Source organism: Legionella rubrilucens (genome assembly GCF_001468125.1).
GTDB classification, from domain to species: Bacteria; Pseudomonadota; Gammaproteobacteria; order Legionellales; family Legionellaceae; genus Legionella_C; species Legionella_C rubrilucens.
This window is the reverse complement of record NZ_LNYT01000020.1, coordinates 839,613-859,478: the sequence shown is the minus strand read 5'-3', so window position 1 is coordinate 859,478 and position 19,866 is coordinate 839,613. Positions and strand designations below refer to the sequence as shown.

Below are 19,866 nucleotides of genomic sequence, written 5' to 3'. Positions count from 1 at the left end.
ATGGCTTTAAAAACTTTGAAAATTATAGAACCAGAGTTAGAGTACTATGCTGTTGATTGAGTGCCCCCGTAATTGGGAAAGACCCGTAATAACAACTTTCATGTTGACCCCAATAAGCGCATCTTGTTCATATCTATAGCACAAAATGACATACTTCTCAATAAAACCTATGTTTTCAATATTTACTAGTTTTTAATTGAACCTTCGACACATATTCGACACAAAAAAGAAATTTGGGGGGAGGTTGCGTAACTCATTGATTTTACTATGCCGTTGCGCGGAATCGAACCGCGGACCTATTGATTACGAATCAATTGCTCTACCGACTGAGCTACAACGGCAGTGGGGGAAAGTATATCTTTGGCTTGCGATTGGTGCAATATCGATGATGGATTTATCCCTCTTCCTGAGGGATATGCGCTTACGCTTTTTGATGTAAGACCACGCCCAGTGTCCAGTCGCCGCTTTGGTCGGCGCTCAGGTAATGAATGGGTTGCTCGGGTTGTAAACCGTAACCATCCACCATCAGCGCATAGTAATAAGCCGGGAACAGGCAGTAGCCGTAAACGTATTCGTTGTTAGGGTATTGGGAATTAATGGTTGACCACTGCTGCTGGCAGAAATCGCTGTTGGCCTGGGCAATCAGGCTCTGATTGTTGAATTGATTATTGTTAAAGACAAACGGTTTGCTTTTCGCCAATTCCACGACCCCGCCGAGACCATACCATTCGTTGACAGGATTAGCGGACAAAACAGGCTGTACAACTTCGTTGACGTGGTGGACGCTGTTTAACAACGGCGCGACTTCGCCTTCGCAGGCGTAGGCATCGCCTTCAGCGAGAATGCCGTCCGGCAATTCGTAGTTGGTGATGAAGCAACTGCCGGAATCCAGAAACTGGTGCGACACCTCGGTTTGCCCTAATCCAAGAAAGCTGTGCACAAAGAGAGAATAATGCTGGCCATAAAGGGTAAACTCCTGTAAATCCATGGGGGCGATATTTCCCTTGCTATGGACAGGGAACGTAATCTGCACTGAAGCACCGCCCATGTCCATCACACCCACGGTGTTTTGAGCGGTATTTATGAAATTACCCAGTTGGTAATTCACTGATAACCACCCGTAAAGTCCTTCTTCATTGCCGGTAATGGTTTTAGCACTTTGCAACTGCCATTGCGATTGCTGGCCAAACCAGTTTTGCAGGTACCCATACAATTGCTGCTGCTTGGGTTGCGGCAATAAACGCATGCCGGCTGTGGAATAAAAATAAACAGGCAGTGACGACTCCGGCGCGCCGGAAAACAACGTGGTTAAATAGCCATCAATAGTGGCTTGATTGGCGTCCAGTGTGGCAAAACCGGGTTTGATTTTTTTGCTCCACTTTTCGCTGATGTTTATCGGGGTATTGGTATTATCCAAATCGTAGGCATAAATGTGGACACGTGATCCGGTGCTGCCGGCATCCACAACCGCCAGGCAATGGCCTTTTTGACACTCAGGAATTTGGGCACTTACGGTCAGGCTTACACCCAGCAACAGCACACTACCAATCAAACGAACAGCGACATTCATTTAAAACACCCCTTTTAACAAGTGCGCATAGACTACCTTATGTTCAATTTGTTGTCAATAAGAACTGCGGATGGACAATAATTAACCGGCCTCGGGTTCCCAGCACACCGGTTCAAGTTCCTTTCCTTCCTGCAACAAGACACGAACCATACCGCAAGCCATGGTATTTAACACCTGACTTCCCGTCTGCTTCAGTGTTGCCAATGGTTGTGCATGGGGAAAATGATAGCGGTTATCAAACCCGGCGGAGATAATCGCAAAGCGGGGTTTAACCTGTTTGATGAACGCAGGCGTAGACGAGGTTTTACTGCCGTGATGGGCCACCACCAGCACTGCGGCCAAAAGACTGCCAGAGTACCTCTGTACCAGATAATCCTCCCCCTTTTTCTCAATGTCGCCGGTAAGCAAAACATGCTGTCCCTTTCGGCTAACCTGAAGGATGCAGGAGGAATTGTTCTTATCATTAAACTGCTGTAGCACAGGAAAAAAATGGAATTGAATACCATCCCATTCCCAATCGGGGTAGTTATGGCAGGTCTGTCCCCGATGATAAAAATCAACCCGATCCACCAGTAGCTCAGCACCCGGATACTGTTCCTCGATTGACTCAAGCCCTCCCCGATGATCCAAATCAGGATGACTGATGATGATTTTGTCAATGCGAGGGATGCCCATGGCCTGAAGGTAAGGAATAACGGCCAGTTTTCCCATGTCGCTGCCATGAAAAAATTTCATGCCGGTGTCGTAAATAAGGTAATGCTCGCGGGTACTAACCACAATGGCCAATCCCTGCCCCACATCCAGCACATCCAGACGGACCTCCCCCTGCTCAAGTCTGGAGGGTTTGGGAAACGACACCGCTAACAGCATGCAAAATAAGGCGGGCCAGATTAATTTTAACGGCAGCACCAGCAAGAGCCCCAGTGCTAACAGCAGGATCACTACCGTGGTTATTTCCTGAATACCAACCTGCAAATTGACCATGGCAAACGAATCAATCCAGCGCAAGTAAAGCAATAACAGTTTCGTGGTGCCAATAACTGGAGCCATCATCCAGGAGGAGGAAACAACGCTGCTTAAAATCAGACTAATCAGTGATAAAGGGACCAGAACAAAGCTGACTAAGGGAATGGCCAACAGGTTAGCCAGCAACCCATTAATCGCCCCATAACCAAAACAATACAGGGTCACGGGCATCAATCCGGCCAGGCAGGCCAGTTGCAGTGCCAGGGTTTGTTTTATACCGCTTAATCCATAGCGGCGATGCGTAATAATTAACACAGCCACCGCCATGAATGACAGGTAGAAACCGGGCAACAGCACGGCATGGGGTTCATACAAAAGCACCAGCAACAACCCGTACCGCCAAGCCTGCCACACGGTAAACTGTCGGCTTAGCCAATAGCGTGACAACAACAGCACCGTCCCCACCAGCGAGCGCTGTGCGGGCACCCCAAAGCCTGCCAGCAAGGCATAACTCAGTGCCGCAATCATGCCAGCGAGACTGCCGGCCTGCTGCGCTGGACAAAAAAGGCATAACCGTCCCCAACGCCGCCATAGCCATTGCGTAAGCCCCATGCAGAATCCAGCCACCAGGCCAATGTGTGCACCCGAAATAACCATTAAATGGGTGGTCCCGGTACGGCGAAACAAGTCCCATAACTCAGAACCCATCTGATGAGTGACGCCCAGAGTCAAAGCCTGAACAATGCCCAGTTCTTCGCCTTTAGGAATACTGCGCATCAGGCTGGCCGCCAACTGCTCCCGCCAGACCAGGAGTTTGTTAGCTGGCGCTTCCTTGACCAACAGGGGACGGCCAGGTTTCAGATAGCCTGTCCACGTCACGTGTCTCGCCGCAAGCCAACGACGGTAATCAAAAGCACCCGGATTACGAAGATTAGTCGGACGCTTTAGCTTGGCCTGGAATTGCCAGATTTGCCCCGCATGCACTTCGGGGCAACGCTGATAGCAATTTAACAGAATCAATGCCTTGGCCGGTTGTCCGTTAATCGCCGTTAAAGCCAATTGAAACTGGGTTTTATCCGTAGTAACCGCAGGAATGGATACAATGACTCCTTTAATCAGGGCGTGCTGTATCACGGGCATTGGCGGCATGTTTTTTTCTGCGATGACCTGCTGATGAAGCCAGGCCCAAAGGCAGGCCGCCAGAAACCAGAGAAGGATTCCCCAGCCAGCTTTAAACAGTAAACCCAAAAAAGCAATGGACAGAGCATAAAGCGATTGCGAATAAAAAAATGCAATGCCTGCAAAAAAGCAAAGTATCCCCATGAGCGAAAACTGGACTTGCGACATACCCGCTAAATTAAGCAAAACCGGTTAAGCCGACAAGCGTAATGATTACGTGTTTTAACCGAAAGCAAGGCCGGTTAAAATAACTTATTCGCTAAAAAACTAGCAAAATCAAATGGATTGCAATACGATAAATTATCGCAGGTGAAATGGACATTACCATGATTATTGTCGCTTTAAACGAACATTCAAGGGACACTCGTGCGGCCATTACTCCCAGTAGTCTCAAGCACTACCAGAAATTGGGATTGACCGTTCACTGTGAGCAGAACCTCGGCGCCGCTTGTTGTTTCACCGACAGCGCCTATCAGGAAGCTGGCGCCGTGATCGTCAGTGATCGCGCCCTCCTCTTACAGGAAGCCGATATTCTGGCCTGTGTCAGCGTACCAACCCCGGCTGACCTGCCGCAATTAAAAAAGAATGCCCTTTTGATAGCACCTCTTGATAATGAACCCGAAAGCCCCCTAATGCAGTGGTGCCAGCAGCAATCCATTACCGCTTTTTCAATGAACCTCATTCCCCGTATCAGTCGGGCGCAAAGCATGGACAGTTTGTCATCGCAGGCCAACCTGGCCGGTTATCGAGCCGTTCTTGAGGGCGTGGCCCATTTTAATCGTGCCATTCCGATGATGATGACCGCAGCCGGCATGATTCACCCGGCGAAGGTGCTGATCCTGGGTGCCGGTGTCGCGGGTTTGCAGGCCATTGCCACGGCCAAACGCCTGGGAGCGGTAGTCTATGCTTTTGACGTTCGTCGTGCTGCCAAGGAACAGGTTGAAAGCCTTGGCGCTGAATTCATTGAAGTCAGCACCGATGAAGACAGTGAAACCAGCGGCGGTTATGCCCGGGAAATGAGTGAAGACTATAAAAAACAACAGGCGGAGCTGATTCATCAATACGCCAGACAAGCTGACATTGTTGTCACGACTGCCCTGATACCCGGGCGTCCGGCGCCCATGCTGATTACCCGAGAAACCGTTAACCAGATGAAACCGGGCTCCGTTATTGTCGATATTGCCACCTCGCGGGGAGGAAACTGCGAACTCAGCCAGCGGGATGAAGTGATTCATCATCAAGGTGTCACCATTGTAGGCTACAGTAACTTGGCCGGGTTCATTCCAGCCACAGCGAGTGAGCTCTATGCCAACAATGTGATCAGTCTGCTGAAGTTGCTGGTGACTTCACCGGATGCCTTGACCTTCAATGCCGAAGACGAGATTGTGAAACAGGCCACATTAACCCATGAAGGCCGTTATTTACCCTTTCAAACCACAGAGACCAAGGAGGCCGTCAATGCCTGAAGTCAGTTCGTTAAGCAACGCCTACGTGGCCATTTTAACCATTTTCGTGCTGGCCTGTTTTGTTGGTTATTATGTGGTCTGGAAAGTCACGCCCGCGTTGCATACGCCTCTGATGTCCGTCACCAATGCCATTTCGAGCATCATTATCCTCGGGGCGCTGATTGCCGCAGGCATCCGCATGACGGGAACCATTACCGTGCTGGGCGGTCTAGCCATTTTTATCACCGCCATCAATATCTTCGGCGGTTTCGTCGTGACGCAACGCATGCTGCGCATGTATAAAAAATAAGAGGACCGTGCCATGACTACGCTTATTTCATTCTTTTACCTGGTCGCCGCCGTTTGCTTCATTCTGGCACTCAAAGGGCTTGCCAGTCCTTCCAGTTCACGTCGCGGCAACATGCTGGGTATTTTTGGGATGATCATCGCGGTGGGATCAACGCTGATGATGCCTTCGATTAATCATCACCTGCTGCTTATCAGCCTGATTATTGCCGGCGGACTCATCGGCACTCTAATCGCCTTGAAAATCAACATGACAGCCATTCCGCAACTGGTCGCCGGTTTCCATTCGCTGGTGGGTCTTGCGGCCGTGCTGGTCGCCTTTTGCGCCTACCTCGCGCCTTCGGCGTTTCACATCGGCTCTCCCGGTGCCATTGAAAAAACCAGTCTGGTGGAAATGAGTCTGGGCCTGATTATCGGTGCCATTACCTTTTCCGGCTCCATCATTGCTTTTCTTAAATTACAGGGCTTGATGTCCGGTCAACCGGTTCGATTTGGCGGGCAGGGTATTGTGAATGCGGTCATTGGCCTGGTGATTGTCGCCTTGCTGGGCGTGTTTATCGCCACGCAATCCATCCATGCGTTCACCGTCATGGCCCTGTTGTCTTTTTTAATTGGCGTGTTACTGATTATTCCCATCGGCGGTGCAGACATGCCGGTGGTGATTTCCATGCTGAACTCCTACTCAGGTTGGGCAGCAGCCGGTATTGGATTTACTTTAAGCAACCACTTGCTGGTCATCACTGGAGCACTGGTGGGCGCAAGCGGGGCTATCCTGAGTTACATCATGTGCGTCGGCATGAACCGCTCCATTCTCAACGTCATCTTTGGCGGCTTGCAGGGCGGCGACAGCGCGCTGGCGGTGAGCCGGCATGAAAACCAGAACGTACGTCAGGCCAATGGTGAAGATGCGGCGTTTTTACTCAGCAATGCCAAAGACGTGATCATTGTCCCCGGGTACGGCATGGCAGTAGCCCATGCCCAACATGCAGTAAAAGAATTGGTGGATGCCCTTGAGAAAAGCGATATCCGTGTTCGTTTCGCCATTCACCCGGTGGCCGGACGCATGCCTGGGCATATGAATGTCCTGCTCGCTGAAGCCAACATTCCCTACGATCGTGTGTTTGAACAAAGTGAAATTAACCGGGATTTTTCAACCTGCGACGTGGCCTTTGTCATTGGCGCGAATGACATTACCAATCCGGCCGCCAAAACCGATCCGAATTCCCCAATCTATGGCATGCCCATTCTCGAAGTCGAAAAAGCAAGGACCGTGCTGTTCGTCAAACGCAGCTTATCGGCAGGCTATGCTGGCGTTGATAATGATTTGTTCTTCCGCGACAACACTTACATGTTGTTTGGCGATGCCAAAGTCATGACGGAGTCGATTGCCAAAGCACTGGAGGAAATGCACTAAGCTAAGCTTTCGTTAAGGTACATGCTGTACAATTCAAAACCAAATTTATTATTGGTTGTGTTGTATGCTTATTTTATATGTACCGTTTCCCAGAGACAATGCCGGAGACTTAACCTTTGCAATGGATCAGTGGGTAAACACGCACGTCAACCATTTTGGCAATACCATTCAGGTCATCTACTATCAGGACGAGATTGATTATGATGCTATCCCTGCCCAGGCCACCATCTATCTCTGTTCCCATGGCTCCTCCGGTGAGGAACTGGAACTGTATAATCACAGTGATCTCGATTTAAGCGAGAGCATTTCCATGGATGAAGCCGCTAAGCGTTTCAGCAGCGATTTTCTTTTTGTTCATTATAAAATCCAGGACCTTCACCTGTATTGTTGTGGCAGCAAGGAAAAAAATGATGCCATGGCCAAGCTGATTCAGAATAATTTGCCTGCTATTCAGGAAAATCGCATTCATTATTATCAGGGCAGTTTGACTTCACCCACTCAAAATGGCCAATTATTTTCTATTGTTGGCTCTAGTTGGTTACCTGTTGCTCAGGTTCGATCAACCCTTCCTCACGCCCAAGAAGAGAATACTGCCGGAGAGGAATCCTCTTCATTTTCGAAATTTTATTTGCACTATTTATCCACCCGTCTTCCCTTCAGTGATTACTTTAAGACGGAACGTCAGGAAAGAAAGCGGCAGAATTTTTTTGAGGAAGGCCGGGCACAGCGACAGCTCAGTATTAGCAACTATCGCAGGCGATGCGTGGAGATGGAATTGGCCGAGGACGAAATGGACTCTTCAATAGTCGCTTTTTCCTAATCACGTTGCGGTAAGGGCGGGCCTGCGCCATGCGTTAAGTGAGTCATAGGGCTTTCTCTGAGTGCTCACAGATGCCCGTCTAACACCCGGTATGACGCTTTATTTGCCAGACAATAAAAATAAAGTTATCTTAGCTCCCTGAATTGACACCAAGGAGCAACAATGCTTAAAAAAACAGCGTGTACTTTATTGGCCGCTTGCGCCCTCTTCAGTGGTTCCGGACTGGCCGCAACTCATCATGAGTTTGCCCCCGGAATCACTGTGGAATATGATCTTCCCCCCAACAGCCCGCAAGTGTTTTCCAATTATTTTTTCTGGACTATCACAGCCACCTGCGTCATGCACAGTGAAGACCCCAGTAATAATATTCTGGTCAAGGCATTAAGCAAATCCGGTAAAATCAATGGCATGCCCCTCAGCAAAGGGCAACAAACCGTCATCACCATCCACAACCGCGATCACATTGAAATCAGTGCTGACTCAGGCGCCCAGGTGGAATTAACCAATTACGGTCCTCACACCGTGAAGGCAACCTGCTCCACCTAAGCGTTGTTCCCCCTCGATGAGGGGGAAACCAATCAATGTTCGCGCGTGGCAGAAAATACGATTTTTGGATAGCGTTCTTCTGCCATCGTCAGATTGACCCGCGTTGGGGCTAAGTACATGAGCGTATCGCTGCCATCCAATGCCAGATAATCATGGGCCTTGATTTTAAATTCATTCATGGCTTTTTCATCGTCGGCATAAACCCAGCGGGCACAAGAGACATTGACCGATTCATAAACGCAATCCACTTTATATTCATGTTTCAAGCGATGGGCCACCACATCAAACTGCAGAGTCCCTACGGCCCCCAAAATCAGTTGATTGCTGTTCAGAGGCCTGAAAACCTGTGTTGCCCCTTCCTCTGATAATTCAATCAACCCCTTAATCAGGGCCTTGCTCTTTAAAGGATCCTTTAATCGCACCAGACGAAAGAGTTCCGGCGCAAAATTGGGGATACCGGTGAATTTGAGGGTTTCACCCTGCGTAAAGGTATCGCCAATACGGATGGTGCCATGATTATGCAGACCGATAATATCCCCCGCCATGGCTATTTCCGCATGCGAGCGATCGCCTGCCATAAACGTCAAGGCATTGGCAATCTGCACTTCTTTCTCGAGACGCAGATGGCTAAGCTTCATGCCCCTTTTAAAGGTACCCGAACAGATGCGCAAAAAGGCAATACGGTCACGGTGTTTCGGATCCATATTCGCCTGGATTTTAAAAACAAAGCCGCTGAAATTGTCTTCCTCTGGCTTTACCATTCTTTCCATGGCCTGCCGCGGCATGGGACCGGGTGCGTATTGGGCAAAATCATCCAACAGTTCTTTAATGCCGAAATTATTGATTGCGGACCCAAAATAAACCGGCGTCATTTTACCGGAAAGGTAATCGTCAAGGCTAAAGGCATGCGATGCGCCCTTTACCAATTCGATTTCATCGCGAAGTTCCTGCGCGCTGTCACCCAAAAGCTCATCCAATTGAGGATTATCCAATCCCTTAATAGCCAGGGCCTGCTGCTTCTCGGTGTTTTTACCCGGTTGATAAATATACACGGTGTCCTGGTAAAGATGATAAATGCCTTTAAAACGCTTACCCATTCCGACAGGCCAGGTTACCGGCGCACATTGAATACCCAGGACGGTTTCGACTTCATCCAGCAATGAAATGGGTTCGCGGCCTTCACGGTCAAGTTTGTTAATGAACGTCATGATGGGGGTATCGCGCAAACGGCACACCTCCATCAGTTTCACTGTTCTTTCTTCCACCCCTTTGGCCACATCGATAACCATCAGCGCCGAATCCACAGCGGTCAAGGTGCGGTAGGTGTCTTCTGAGAAGTCTTCGTGACCCGGGGTATCCAGCAAATTCATCACATGATCATTGTGTACAAACTGCATCACGGAGGTAGTAATGGAAATTCCACGTTCTTTTTCCATTTCCATCCAGTCAGAGGTGGCATGTCGGTCAGCTTTGCGGCCTTTTACCGTTCCCGCAAGCTGAATGGCACCCCCGAACAGGAGCAACTTTTCCGTGACTGTGGTTTTACCCGCATCGGGGTGGGAAATAATGGCAAAGGTCCTTCGTTTTCGAAAGTCCAGATAAAAATCGGTCATAATCTCGCCTGCGATGGATTCATGCTGCGAATTTTAAGTGAAATTCCACGAACAAACAATTTTATCCCCTCTCTGGCGAAGTTTTCTTTTGGATTTATACTAAGCATATGTACAATTAATAGTCATCTAGTATAAAATAGCCAGGCGTGACGTATTTAATCCCTTAAGGAAAGTGCATGTTAACTTTTAAAGCGCTGACCGCCAATTGCGGCAATGGCAGTCCCGGCGAAGCCGCCGCACAAAACATTCAGGCTGCCGCTCAAAATACAGACATTACTTTCCTTTTTTGCCAGGAAGCCCACTTTCAAAAGACACTGCAGGAACTTCAGGCGAATCTGCCAGACAACCTAACCATCACCCCCATTCATAAGATGCCTACGCACACCAAAGGGAAAACCCAGCTTCATAAACGCACAGGCATCATGATTCTCGCCATCCACGCACGAGACGTTGCCATTAAAAAGAATGCGGATGATCAGGTTCGTATTCGCCGAGGCGCACGGATTTCAGGCTCGGCCTACAATAAGGGCGGTGTTTTCTCTCATTTGATTGTGGAAAAAAATGATGAACAATTCATCCTGGATTTAACCAGTGCCCATCTTGATTCAGCCAAAGAAGAAACGCGGGCGCTGGATTGGGCCAACATTCATCAGGCACAACGCGTGCAGGCGGCAAGCTACGAGGAACTGTATCGAAAACTGCCTGATACGGTGATCTCCGGTTTTGATGCCAATACCCGCAATCAATTGCAGGACAATAACACTTCAACGAACAGTTGGCAGGAAGGCCGACGCCTTCCGGCCATGCAAAGCCTGGTCATGGCCCCCCTGGGCAATCATCGAGAGTCTCGCGAATCGACTTATAAAACCCATACCGATAACGTGTTGAATGTGGCGGATAAAAAGCGCCCCCATTACGCCAAAGGCGGCATGCTGGATTTGGTCTGTTATAATCGTCCGGATACCGCGCGCGAGCAGACAACGTCTCAAACCGTTGTCATTGAAGAAGCCCCTTTTTTCGAATCCGTGGCCGAGGGCGAATCACGTGATCATGCCATCATTGGCAGTCAGGCTGTAACCCTTGACAAACCCTCCAACTTTGACAAAGTCAGGCATTACGTTGGCTGTGCCTTAGCCTTTGCTGCCCCTGAGCTTGCCGCACACATTTTAATCGATGAGTTTACCGAAACGGATGAAAACCAACGCTATTTATTTGAAATTCATCAACTCTATCTGTCGCCTGAGGGTTTACTGCAGAAAAAACTCTACGAGCATGCCGAGAAGCTTGGTTTTTTGAATAACGAGCTGAAGGGCAATACGGAGCAGCAGAATGTGTCAGCCATGCAGATGCACTTATTCCCTGAGCGACCCTGGTTTTCTTTCCCGGCACACCCCATCCCCCTGCACTACAAGGATTTGGCAGCCCACAAGCAGTTCCTCATGTATTTATCCAAACTGGATGACCTGGAACAATCCTGTTTGGGCAATCCGTTTTCGCTGCAGGAAAAAATGTTGATGTTGGTTGTCCTGTACCAGGCGAGAGACGCCCTTCAAAAGGTCACTTCTGAAAAACAACAGGCGTCCATTATTCAGCAAACAGAAAAGCTGATGAAGGCGATTCAAATCCTCTGTGATTATAAACAACACCTTGAACTGGAAAACAGACCAGACGAAATCGGCCAGGAAGAAAACATGGCTCCTCTCGATGGGTTGTATGTCCAGAAAAGCAAGGTGGTGAACAGGATGATAAACATACTCCTTACGCCCCAGGCACCGGCTGCTACACTTAATCAGCTCTGTCAAGAGGTCAAGACGGCACAGGGCATGCTGGCCACCCACCGTGATAACGATCCCTTCAGCCGTATGCTTCGCTGGTTAAAATCGTTGCTTTCCCCAAGTCTGGCTGAAACCCACGGGGCTTTTTTTGCCAGAGGAATGTCATCCAATCTTGAACAGGAGGAAACGAAGCTAAACTCCCTGGATGAGCCGGTGAATCCGGAATTGCCTGAATCAGGCCCTACCTGACCTTATTCATTAATCAGTTCGAGGGCGTTCTCGCATTCAAAATAATCAGCCACTCTGGCCGAAGTCACACGCTCGAGGCAATCCGGCTGCCACTTGGGCGCTTTGTCCTTATCCACCAATAACGCCCGCACCCCTTCGTAAAAATCATGATCTTTCATGAAGTGACTGACCAGGCAATAATCCATTTTAATGCACTCCGCCATCGACAGGCTTTTTGCCTTGTGGATTTGCTCCAAGGTAATTTTTAAACTTAAAGGCGCCTTCTCAAGTAACCTGGACGCGAGGTTTTTTGTCCACTCACTGTCGACTTCACGCAACGAATCCAGGATGGCCTCAACATGAGGGTAACGAAAACAGTGATCAATTTCCGCCAAATGGTTTTCAATCTCGGCATTGCTCCTGCGCGCGGCAAACCGGCTGAGGCAATCGTCAACGCCCCGGTAAGCATCCTTTGACAAATCCGCTTCCACCAGGGCATTTAATAAAGCCGGAAACTGCTCGCTGGTCACCTGCTGTTTAACCAGCTGCATGGTCAATGCCTCCTCCGCATTCAGGCGGTTGCCGGTTAATCCAAGGTAAATACCCAATTGGCCAGGGCAGCGCGCAAGCAGATAACTGGCTCCGATATCAGGAAAAAAGCCAATGCCGGTTTCAGGCATGGCAAAGACAAACCGTTCACTGGCTACCGGGTGGGAGCCATGCAGGGACACCCCGACTCCCCCACCCATGGTTATGCCGTCCATCAGGGCAATGCAGGGTTTGTTCAGATGATGAATGAAATGATTTAAGCGGTACTCATGCCAGAAAAACTGCATTTGCTCCGGATCTTTTCTTTTACCTGCTTCATACAGCCAACGCACATCGCCGCCGGCACAAAAGGCTTTTCCAGGCGCTGCCTGAATGACAATGGCATGAATGGATGTATCCTTCTGCCATTGCAGCAACTGGTGCTGCATGGCTTTAATCATGGCCAAGGTCAGGGCATTCAACGCTTCCGGACGGTTTAAGGTAATAAGCCCTAAGTGACGCTGCCTTGAAAACAGGATATCCACTGTCATGTTATTCCCCTTTGAATTCGGGTTGGCGTTTGTTCAAAAAGGCATTAACCCCTTCATTTTTATCCTCGCTGGCACACACTTTAGAAAAATGCACCGCCTCAAGATGCAGCGCTTCGCTGAGCGGTAAATCGTAGCCGTGATCAATCACCTCCATGACGCTGCGGATGGCCAGAGGGGCCATGCCGAGTATCCCCTTCAGGATTTGCCGGCCTTCTTCCAACAACTGGTGAGGCTCTGTGACCGCACTGACAAGCCCCCATTGCAACGCCGTCTCGGCATCGATAAAACGGCCGGTCAGACATAAATCGAGGGCACGACCCTTCCCGATTAAGCGAGCCAGCCGCTGAGTACCGCCATAACCAGGGATAACACCCAGCTTCACTTCCGGCTGGCCGAACCTGGCCGCTGGCGACGCAATGCGCAGAGTGGCTGAAATGGCGAGTTCACACCCGCCGCCAAAGGCAAAGCCATTGACAGCAGCAAGCGAGGGTTTGCCCAGGGTTTCCAATTGCCTGAATACAGCTTGACCATCACAGGCGAATTGATAACCGCTTTCAGCCTGGCATTCAGCCAGTCGCGAAATGTCAGCCCCCGCACAGAAAGCCTTGCCGTTGCCGGTAATCAGCAGTGCTTTTACGTTCGGATTGTTTTTGGCATGAGCCACTAAGTCAGACAACAGGAATAACACGTCCTGGCTCAGCGCGTTGAGCTTTTCCGGGCGGTTAAGCGTCAGGGTAAGAATACCGTCGCTGTCTAATGATTGTTCAATTACATTCATGATAACTCCTGTTATTCGATTGAATAGTCCTCGTCCAGAGTGGACTTGGCGATGATTTCCCGCATGATTTCATTGGTGCCTTCGAGGATTTGGTGAACACGTAAATCCCTAAAGATGCGTTCAATCTGGTAGTCGTGCAGATAACCATAACCGCCATGAATCTGCATGGCCTTGTCGCTGATATGGAAGGCCGCGTCCGTCGCCATGCGTTTTGCCATGGCACAGTACATGGGTGCGTGTTCCTCTTTTTTATCCAGTGCATCTGCGGCGCGATACACCATTAACCTTGCCGCTTCAAAGTCAGTCAGCATGTCGGCAAAATAAAAACGCAGCGCCTGAAATTGCGTCAGCTTTTTATCGAATTGCCGGCGCTCATTCATGTAATTGCGTGTCTGCCGCAGACAGGCAGCCGCCCCGCCCAGCGAGCAGGCGGCAATGTTGACCCGGCCGCCGTTTAGGGCATTAAGCGCAATTTTAAATCCCATGCCTTCCTCACCCACGAGATGACTGGCAGGAACACGGCAATTTTCAAAATAAACCATGCAGGTAGGCTGGCTTCGCCATCCCATTTTCTTTTCGAGCTTACCAAAACTTAAACCAGGCGTGTCTTTTTCAACCAAAAAGCAGGAAATACCATGATGACTTGAGTCGCCGGTTCTGACCATGCACAGGTAAATGTCGCTGACGCTGCCGCCTGAAATAAAGGCCTTGGCGCCATTGAGAATGTAATGATCGCCGTCTTTAACCGCACGGGTTTTTAAAGACGCCGCATCGGAACCCGATTCAGGTTCCGTCAGGCAGTAACTGGCCACCACGTCCATGGCGGCCAGGCGTTTACCCCAGGTGCTTCGTAACGGTTCGGCCGCATACCGGTCTATGGCGGTAGTGACCATGTTATGGATGGAGAGAAAAGCACTGGTGGTGACACAGCCCATGGCAAGCTGCTCAAAAATCAGGGCGGCATCCAGGCGGTTTAAACCTGCCCCGCCAATGTCTTCGGCAGCAACCATCCCGGCCATACCCAGTGCAGCCGCTTCACGCAGGATTGCAACCGGAAAATAGTCCTGCTCATCCCAGGCGGCGGCATTGGGCGCTAACCTGTTGCGGGCAAACTCAGCCGCCATGTTACGAAAAGCCACATGTTCGTCTGTCAATTGAAAATCCATAACCCGTCCTTAGTCTTTCCTAAACCGCCATCATTGCGTCGTTTTTATGGTGGAGGCCTTTCTAAAAAATGATATTATTGCCAATTTTTAGCGTTCATGAAATAAAAAAAGAAAAAAAATCACATGGAAACGAGTCCCAAGTTCGCTCCACAGGCTGACGACGCTGCGCTGGCTTTAAAAAAATATTTTGGCTTCGACAGCTTCAGAGGCTTGCAGAAAACCATCATCGATGACCTCATTCAGGGCAAGGATTTACTGGTACTGATGCCGACAGGCGGCGGCAAATCCTTATGCTATCAAATACCCGCGCTGGTTCGCCGCGGTGTCGCCATCGTCGTATCTCCCCTCATTGCCTTGATGGAGGATCAGGTCGCCGCACTTAAAGCGCAGGGTGTGCGTGCAGCATATTACAATTCATCCCTGTCCACGGAAGAAGCCAGACAGGTTCTGTCGCAATTGCATCACGAAGCGCTCGATTTACTTTACATTGCGCCGGAACGACTGGTACACCCGTCCTTCCTTGAGCGCCTGCAACAGTGCGAGCTCGCCCTGTTTGCCATTGATGAAGCCCATTGTATTTCGCAGTGGGGGCATGATTTTCGTCCCGAATACCGTGCGCTTGGCTTACTGAAAACCCATTTTCCCCAGGTGCCCGTTATTGCCCTGACCGCTACGGCCGATCAGCAGACCCGTCATGACATCATTGCCAGACTTAATTACCACCCCACCGGTTACGTGGCCTCTTTTAATCGCCCCAACATTCATTATCGCGTTCTCTTAAAGAATAACCCCGGCCGGCAATTACTGCAATTTCTCGATACCCAACCGGAAAAGGCCGGTATCATTTACTGCAGTACCCGCAATGGCGTCGAACGCCTGGCTGAAAAGCTGAAAGACGAAGGGTTGCGGGCGCGTGCCTACCACGCGGGCTTAAGTCATGACGAACGCCGTCAGGTGCAATCGCTGTTCAGGCATGATGAGATAGATATCGTGGTAGCCACCATCGCCTTTGGCATGGGTATTGATAAACCCAATGTGCGCTTTGTCATCCATTATGATCTGCCCAAAAGCATTGAAAGTTATTACCAGGAAACCGGCCGTGCCGGCCGGGACGGCCTGCCCGCTCAAGCCTTACTGCTGTTTGATCCGGCGGACAGCGCACGGCTTCGTGCCTGGATTGCGGCCTCAGACAACGACGATCAACAGCGCGTCGAAACAGCCAAGCTCAATCACATGCTTGCCTTTGCCGAGGCAGCCCATTGCCGCCGGCAGATTCTTTTAAATTACTTTGACGAAAATACCCCGGCGGCCTGCAATTACTGTGATGTCTGTGATAGTCCTCCGCGCGTGGAAGACGCCACTGAAGAAGCGCAAAAGCTGTTATCCTGTATTTACCGCCTGCGTCAGAGTTATGGTATGAGCCATACTATTGAGGTCCTGCGGGGAGGCACATCGGACAAAATCAAAGAAGCCCGTCATGACCAACTGACCACCTATGGCATCGGCCGCGACCGTTCCGCGCATTACTGGAAACATCTCGCCTGGCAGTTGATTCACAAAGGCTATTGCTATCAGGACATCAGCCAGTTCAATGTGCTGCGCCTTACACAAAAAGCCATTCCGGTATTGCGAGGCGAAGAGCAGGTTTCCCTGACCTTGCCGGCTAAGGATTTACCCGCACCGAAACCCGGTAAAAAGGCAACGACAGCCCCTGCGTTTAACGATCCTCTGTTTGAAAAATTACGCCAATTGCGGCGTGACATCGCTCAGGAAGAAGACAAACCACCCTTTATGATTTTCAGCGACATGACGCTTCAGGAAATGGTGGACAAAAAACCATCTACCCTAATGCAGTTACGCAATATTACCGGTGTCGGTCAATACAAACTCGAACACTATGGGCTTCAATTCCTGGACGTACTGAAAGAAAGCAATGCCCTTGCTTAACCAACCGCTCAGGGTTAGGATAGGCCTGCTGTAACATTCTGGCTAAGGGTTCATATCATGGAAAAGATTTTAGAATTTCTAAACTACACGACGGCCACACTCCTTGGGCCCTTGGTTTTATTACTCAAGTTCGTCCTGGTACAACTTTTTGTCGCCTTGGGTTTTGTTGTTGCGGCCCTCGCTTTCGTTGTGCTGTCGCCTGTTCTTGCAAGCGCCGTATTGAATGCGTGGGGTTTAAATTCCACATTGGCCATGATTTTTGGTGTTCTGCTCGCGCCTGCCGTCTGGTTGCTCAGTGCCTGCCTGCTCCCTGTCTTCGCCGTTTGGGGTCTGGCCAGAGCCATCGGCGACGCGATCAAGGTATTCTTTGAAGGTCTTGCCTCGGCATTCCTGGAGGGGTGGCAGGGCGTGAGCAACAACTTTTCCCAGCCGATTGTTTACTTTGCCTCAACCAGCACCTTCCTGCTCGCGTTGCTTAACCTTCATCATAACCGTGCTCCCGCGGCCGATAACAACCCGCAATCCATCGATGTGGATGTGCTGCAACAGGAACAGGGCGATCTGAAACTGGAGCCTTTGGATATCAGCAAGACAACCACATTACTTCAAGAGACGGCTAAGGGTATTGATCCAGACCAATTGAAGCAGGCCGAGCACCTGATGCGTTTCCATGAACAGGCAGAAAAACTGAAGAAAGAACTCGAACGCCATTACCAGTTGGCTAAAAATTTATCGGATGTTAAAAAGGCGCTCGACAACAAAGAGTCCCTGCCTATTGAAGACGAGCTATTTGAAAAGATGGAAATCGAACGCCCTGTTCTACTGGTAAAAGAATACCTTGACAATAATCAGTGGCGGGTCGTTCCAGGATCAACCAAAATAACGGATTACAATTCCCTTAAAACCTGGTTAAATCAAAATCCCATCATCCCCACCACCCGGGACTCCATTCCCTCGCCCACACCCTACGAGGGTAAAAAATGCCGTTATGCTTATTACCCTTTCTCCGTGGTGTGCAAAGAATTGGTGGAATCGTCTGCCCGCATTAAACAGTTAACAGAGAGACTGCAACAATTAACCCACGCTGCCCAAAATGGCAAGGCTGAGGCTACGTCACCGTCGCCTCTGTCGGATGCCAGACAGGGCCTGTTTTATAAACCGAAAAAAGAGGCCGACACTGACTCAGCGGTATTAATACCGCAGGTGGAACCAATAGAACCTTATAAAGTATCTACTCCTTCTTGGTCGTTCGAGGACACATGGGCAAGGAAATAGCAATTATTGGCGCAGGCCCCTCCGGCCTGACCTCCATCAAGGCAGCACTGGCAGAAGGATTGCATCCTACTGCCTTTGAAATGTCCGGAGGGATTGGCGGTGTCTGGGGCGAGGCACAACACGCCGCCCATCAACAGGGCACGGCCTGGCCTGGCATGAAGAGTAACATTTCTCGCCATACAGGCGCGTTCTCTGATTTTCCATGGCCCTCCACTACCCCGGATTTTCCTACCACTGAGCAACATTATGCTTATTTATCAGCGTATGCGAAAGAATTTAAGCTCCTACCCTGTATCCAGTTTGAATCAAAGGTCATCGAAATCAAACCGAAGGACAATCAATGGCTGGTTCGCTGGCAACAGAAAGGCTCTCTTGCATGCCAGGAAAAAGTATTTGATGCCGTCATCGTAGCCAGCAGTAAATTCGCCCACCCGTTTATCCCCCAATTTAAAGGACTGGAGACCGTTCGACACAAGATGAGCCACAGTGCCGATTATCAGGACTCCAAACCCTTTGTCGGAAAAAAAGTGCTGGTGGTCGGCAATTCTTTCAGCGGTACAGCCATAGCCGAAGAGCTGGCGCCCGTGGCCGCATTGACAATCCATCATTTTCGCCAGGAACACTGGTGTGTTAAACGTTACCGTTCTGCTGATCTCAATCAGCAAGGGCCCTGGTTACCCCGGGACTTATTAAAAACTTATACCAACAGCCAAACGCCGAAATCGCCTGAAGAAGAAGTGAAGTTCTTACAGAAACATTGTCAGGAACAACAGGACTTTGCTGAGTGGCAAATGACGAATGCGTCGCCGATGAAATTTACTATTGTTGAAGACTACTTTAAGCGATGCCGCGAAGAAAAAATCATTTTTGCCAAAGGCGAGATTGATCATTTTACTGAGAAAGGCGTAAAACTCACCCATGGCCCGTTTCATGAATTCGATCATGTGATTTTTTGCACAGGGTATCAGCGTCAATTACCCTTCCTGCCCGAACACTTAAGGCACCTTCCCAATCCCTACGAAGACACCCTGTTATCCCCTAATCTCGCGGTCATCGGGATGTATGAAGGCGCGCGTGGTGCAGTCTTTCCGATTGTGGACTTACAGGCACGCCTGGCGTGCGGGGTATTCAGCGGCAGGTGTCCGCTACCCAGTGAAGAAACGCTATTTAAAGAAATCAAAGAGACGCCGACTAAACGCGATGAGATCGAATTTTTAAATTCGCTGGCTAAGAAAATCGGCATTTTGCCTGACATAAAGGCTTATGATTCAGGCTTTCGACATACCTTACTGGATGGCGCCCATACACCTCAACGCTTTAATTTGACAGGCCCCGGCAGCAATCCTGAGGGTGCTAAAAAAGCCATTGAGGCAACTGAATTTTATCGTCGTGAATTACTGGATAGTCAAGAGAAAGTACCCCGCCTGGCCAAGCTGTGTTTATTTAAAATCAATTCATCGGCAATTAAAAAAGAGAAACAGGATGAAATGGAGGTTCGTTCACCCGTTAACAGGCAGTGACAATAAGCATGGAAACCGTCCTTCCGCGGAATACTCCATGGTCTCATGCCACCTGAGCAGACGGATCCCCGCCAGCGCGGGGATGAAGGGGAAATCAGGAATCCATGGTCACACTCCCCATACTCGGGTTACGAGGGAGCAGGAATCGTAAGCCGGTCTAAAGGTTGTCCCCGCGCAGGCGGGAATCCATGGGTTTAAGTATCGTAAGCTCAGAACGAGGTTCAAGAGGCAACTGCCGA

At 49.8% G+C, this 19,866-nt stretch carries 15 protein-coding genes and 1 tRNA gene; 9 read left to right on the top strand and 7 right to left on the bottom strand.

What is annotated here, in order from left to right; translation table 11 throughout:
• Nucleotides 1-268: 268 nt before the first annotated feature.
• From Lrub_RS11670 to Lrub_RS11660, 3 genes are all read right to left on the bottom strand, one after another.
• A tRNA-Thr gene (locus Lrub_RS11670) sits at nucleotides 269-341 on the bottom strand.
• 80 nt (nucleotides 342-421) lie between these two features.
• Nucleotides 422-1,570, bottom strand: a complete 1,149-nt coding sequence (locus tag Lrub_RS11665) for an acetate and sugar kinases/Hsc70/actin family protein (protein ID WP_058532249.1) — start codon at nucleotides 1,568-1,570, stop codon at nucleotides 422-424.
• An 81-nt stretch (nucleotides 1,571-1,651) separates the two neighbouring features.
• Nucleotides 1,652-3,883: a DNA internalization-related competence protein ComEC/Rec2 gene (locus Lrub_RS11660; protein WP_058532248.1), complete on the bottom strand. Its 2,232-nt coding sequence runs from the start codon at nucleotides 3,881-3,883 to the stop codon at nucleotides 1,652-1,654.
• Between the two features lie 158 nt (nucleotides 3,884-4,041).
• Between Lrub_RS11660 and Lrub_RS11655 the strand changes: the two genes are divergently transcribed.
• The 5 genes from Lrub_RS11655 to Lrub_RS11635 all read left to right on the top strand — a co-directional run bounded on the left by Lrub_RS11655 (nucleotide 4,042) and on the right by Lrub_RS11635 (nucleotide 8,246).
• Nucleotides 4,042-5,181, top strand: coding sequence for a Re/Si-specific NAD(P)(+) transhydrogenase subunit alpha (locus Lrub_RS11655; protein ID WP_058532300.1), 1,140 nt, complete (start codon nucleotides 4,042-4,044; stop codon nucleotides 5,179-5,181).
• Nucleotides 5,174-5,470, top strand: a complete 297-nt coding sequence (locus Lrub_RS11650) for a proton-translocating transhydrogenase family protein (RefSeq protein ID WP_058532247.1) — start codon at nucleotides 5,174-5,176, stop codon at nucleotides 5,468-5,470. Before Lrub_RS11655 ends, Lrub_RS11650 begins: the two co-directional genes overlap by 8 nt.
• Nucleotides 5,471-5,482: 12 nt before the next feature.
• The gene (locus Lrub_RS11645) at nucleotides 5,483-6,880 is read left to right on the top strand and encodes an NAD(P)(+) transhydrogenase (Re/Si-specific) subunit beta (protein ID WP_058532246.1); all 1,398 of its coding nucleotides are present in this window, start codon (nucleotides 5,483-5,485) and stop codon (nucleotides 6,878-6,880) included.
• 64 nt (nucleotides 6,881-6,944) lie between these two features.
• Nucleotides 6,945-7,700 (top strand): hypothetical protein, encoded by a 756-nt coding sequence (locus Lrub_RS11640; protein WP_058532245.1) that lies wholly within the window; start codon nucleotides 6,945-6,947, stop codon nucleotides 7,698-7,700.
• Between the two features lie 162 nt (nucleotides 7,701-7,862).
• The gene (locus Lrub_RS11635) at nucleotides 7,863-8,246 is read left to right on the top strand and encodes a hypothetical protein (RefSeq protein WP_058532244.1); all 384 of its coding nucleotides are present in this window, start codon (nucleotides 7,863-7,865) and stop codon (nucleotides 8,244-8,246) included.
• A gap of 32 nt (nucleotides 8,247-8,278) precedes the next feature.
• Here Lrub_RS11635 and Lrub_RS11630 read toward each other — a convergent pair whose 3' ends face one another.
• On the bottom strand, nucleotides 8,279-9,859 hold the full coding sequence (locus Lrub_RS11630) for a peptide chain release factor 3 (protein ID WP_058532243.1): 1,581 nt from the start codon (nucleotides 9,857-9,859) through the stop codon (nucleotides 8,279-8,281).
• Between the two features lie 176 nt (nucleotides 9,860-10,035).
• On the opposite strand from Lrub_RS11630, the gene Lrub_RS11625 reads away from it, so the two are divergent.
• Nucleotides 10,036-11,883 (top strand): hypothetical protein, encoded by a 1,848-nt coding sequence (locus Lrub_RS11625; RefSeq protein ID WP_058532242.1) that lies wholly within the window; start codon nucleotides 10,036-10,038, stop codon nucleotides 11,881-11,883.
• Nucleotides 11,884-11,885: 2 nt separating this feature from the next.
• Here Lrub_RS11625 and Lrub_RS11620 read toward each other — a convergent pair whose 3' ends face one another.
• From Lrub_RS11620 to Lrub_RS11610, 3 genes are read right to left on the bottom strand one after another with little or no spacing between them, the layout of a single operon-like run.
• Nucleotides 11,886-12,941 carry an enoyl-CoA hydratase/isomerase family protein gene (locus tag Lrub_RS11620; protein ID WP_058532241.1) on the bottom strand — a complete coding sequence of 352 codons (1,056 nt, stop codon included), beginning with the start codon at nucleotides 12,939-12,941 and terminating at the stop codon, nucleotides 11,886-11,888.
• Nucleotide 12,942: 1 nt separating this feature from the next.
• Nucleotides 12,943-13,719, bottom strand: coding sequence for an enoyl-CoA hydratase/isomerase family protein (locus Lrub_RS11615; RefSeq protein WP_058532240.1), 777 nt, complete (start codon nucleotides 13,717-13,719; stop codon nucleotides 12,943-12,945).
• Nucleotides 13,720-13,730: 11 nt separating this feature from the next.
• Nucleotides 13,731-14,885 (bottom strand): acyl-CoA dehydrogenase family protein, encoded by a 1,155-nt coding sequence (locus Lrub_RS11610; RefSeq protein ID WP_058532239.1) that lies wholly within the window; start codon nucleotides 14,883-14,885, stop codon nucleotides 13,731-13,733.
• Nucleotides 14,886-15,008: 123 nt separating this feature from the next.
• On the opposite strand from Lrub_RS11610, the gene recQ reads away from it, so the two are divergent.
• Genes recQ through Lrub_RS11595 form a run of 3 tightly spaced genes read left to right on the top strand, consistent with a single transcriptional unit; the run spans nucleotide 15,009 to nucleotide 19,627 of the window.
• Complete coding sequence (gene recQ / locus Lrub_RS11605) at nucleotides 15,009-16,832, top strand: DNA helicase RecQ (RefSeq protein WP_058532238.1); 1,824 nt, start codon at nucleotides 15,009-15,011, stop codon at nucleotides 16,830-16,832.
• Between the two features lie 57 nt (nucleotides 16,833-16,889).
• Nucleotides 16,890-18,107 carry a hypothetical protein gene (locus Lrub_RS11600; RefSeq protein WP_058532237.1) on the top strand — a complete coding sequence of 406 codons (1,218 nt, stop codon included), beginning with the start codon at nucleotides 16,890-16,892 and terminating at the stop codon, nucleotides 18,105-18,107.
• A complete protein-coding gene (locus tag Lrub_RS11595; protein WP_058532236.1) occupies nucleotides 18,092-19,627 on the top strand; it encodes an NAD(P)-binding domain-containing protein in 1,536 nt (511 codons plus the stop codon). The genes Lrub_RS11600 and Lrub_RS11595 overlap by 16 nt, the downstream gene beginning before the upstream one ends.
• Nucleotides 19,628-19,866: the final 239 nt, after the last annotated feature.

Coding starts and splice junctions, on each gene's coding strand:
- Lrub_RS11665 (WP_058532249.1), bottom strand. CDS start 1,570: ATGAATGTCGCTGTTCGTTTGATTGGTAGTGTGCTGTTGCTGGGTGTA.
- Lrub_RS11660 (WP_058532248.1), bottom strand. CDS start 3,883: ATGTCGCAAGTCCAGTTTTCGCTCATGGGGATACTTTGCTTTTTTGCA.
- Lrub_RS11655 (WP_058532300.1), top strand. CDS start 4,042: ATGATTATTGTCGCTTTAAACGAACATTCAAGGGACACTCGTGCGGCC.
- Lrub_RS11650 (WP_058532247.1), top strand. CDS start 5,174: ATGCCTGAAGTCAGTTCGTTAAGCAACGCCTACGTGGCCATTTTAACC.
- Lrub_RS11645 (WP_058532246.1), top strand. CDS start 5,483: ATGACTACGCTTATTTCATTCTTTTACCTGGTCGCCGCCGTTTGCTTC.
- Lrub_RS11640 (WP_058532245.1), top strand. CDS start 6,945: ATGCTTATTTTATATGTACCGTTTCCCAGAGACAATGCCGGAGACTTA.
- Lrub_RS11635 (WP_058532244.1), top strand. CDS start 7,863: ATGCTTAAAAAAACAGCGTGTACTTTATTGGCCGCTTGCGCCCTCTTC.
- Lrub_RS11630 (WP_058532243.1), bottom strand. CDS start 9,859: ATGACCGATTTTTATCTGGACTTTCGAAAACGAAGGACCTTTGCCATT.
- Lrub_RS11625 (WP_058532242.1), top strand. CDS start 10,036: ATGTTAACTTTTAAAGCGCTGACCGCCAATTGCGGCAATGGCAGTCCC.
- Lrub_RS11620 (WP_058532241.1), bottom strand. CDS start 12,941: ATGACAGTGGATATCCTGTTTTCAAGGCAGCGTCACTTAGGGCTTATT.
- Lrub_RS11615 (WP_058532240.1), bottom strand. CDS start 13,719: ATGAATGTAATTGAACAATCATTAGACAGCGACGGTATTCTTACCCTG.
- Lrub_RS11610 (WP_058532239.1), bottom strand. CDS start 14,885: ATGGATTTTCAATTGACAGACGAACATGTGGCTTTTCGTAACATGGCG.
- recQ (WP_058532238.1), top strand. CDS start 15,009: ATGGAAACGAGTCCCAAGTTCGCTCCACAGGCTGACGACGCTGCGCTG.
- Lrub_RS11600 (WP_058532237.1), top strand. CDS start 16,890: ATGGAAAAGATTTTAGAATTTCTAAACTACACGACGGCCACACTCCTT.
- Lrub_RS11595 (WP_058532236.1), top strand. CDS start 18,092: ATGGGCAAGGAAATAGCAATTATTGGCGCAGGCCCCTCCGGCCTGACC.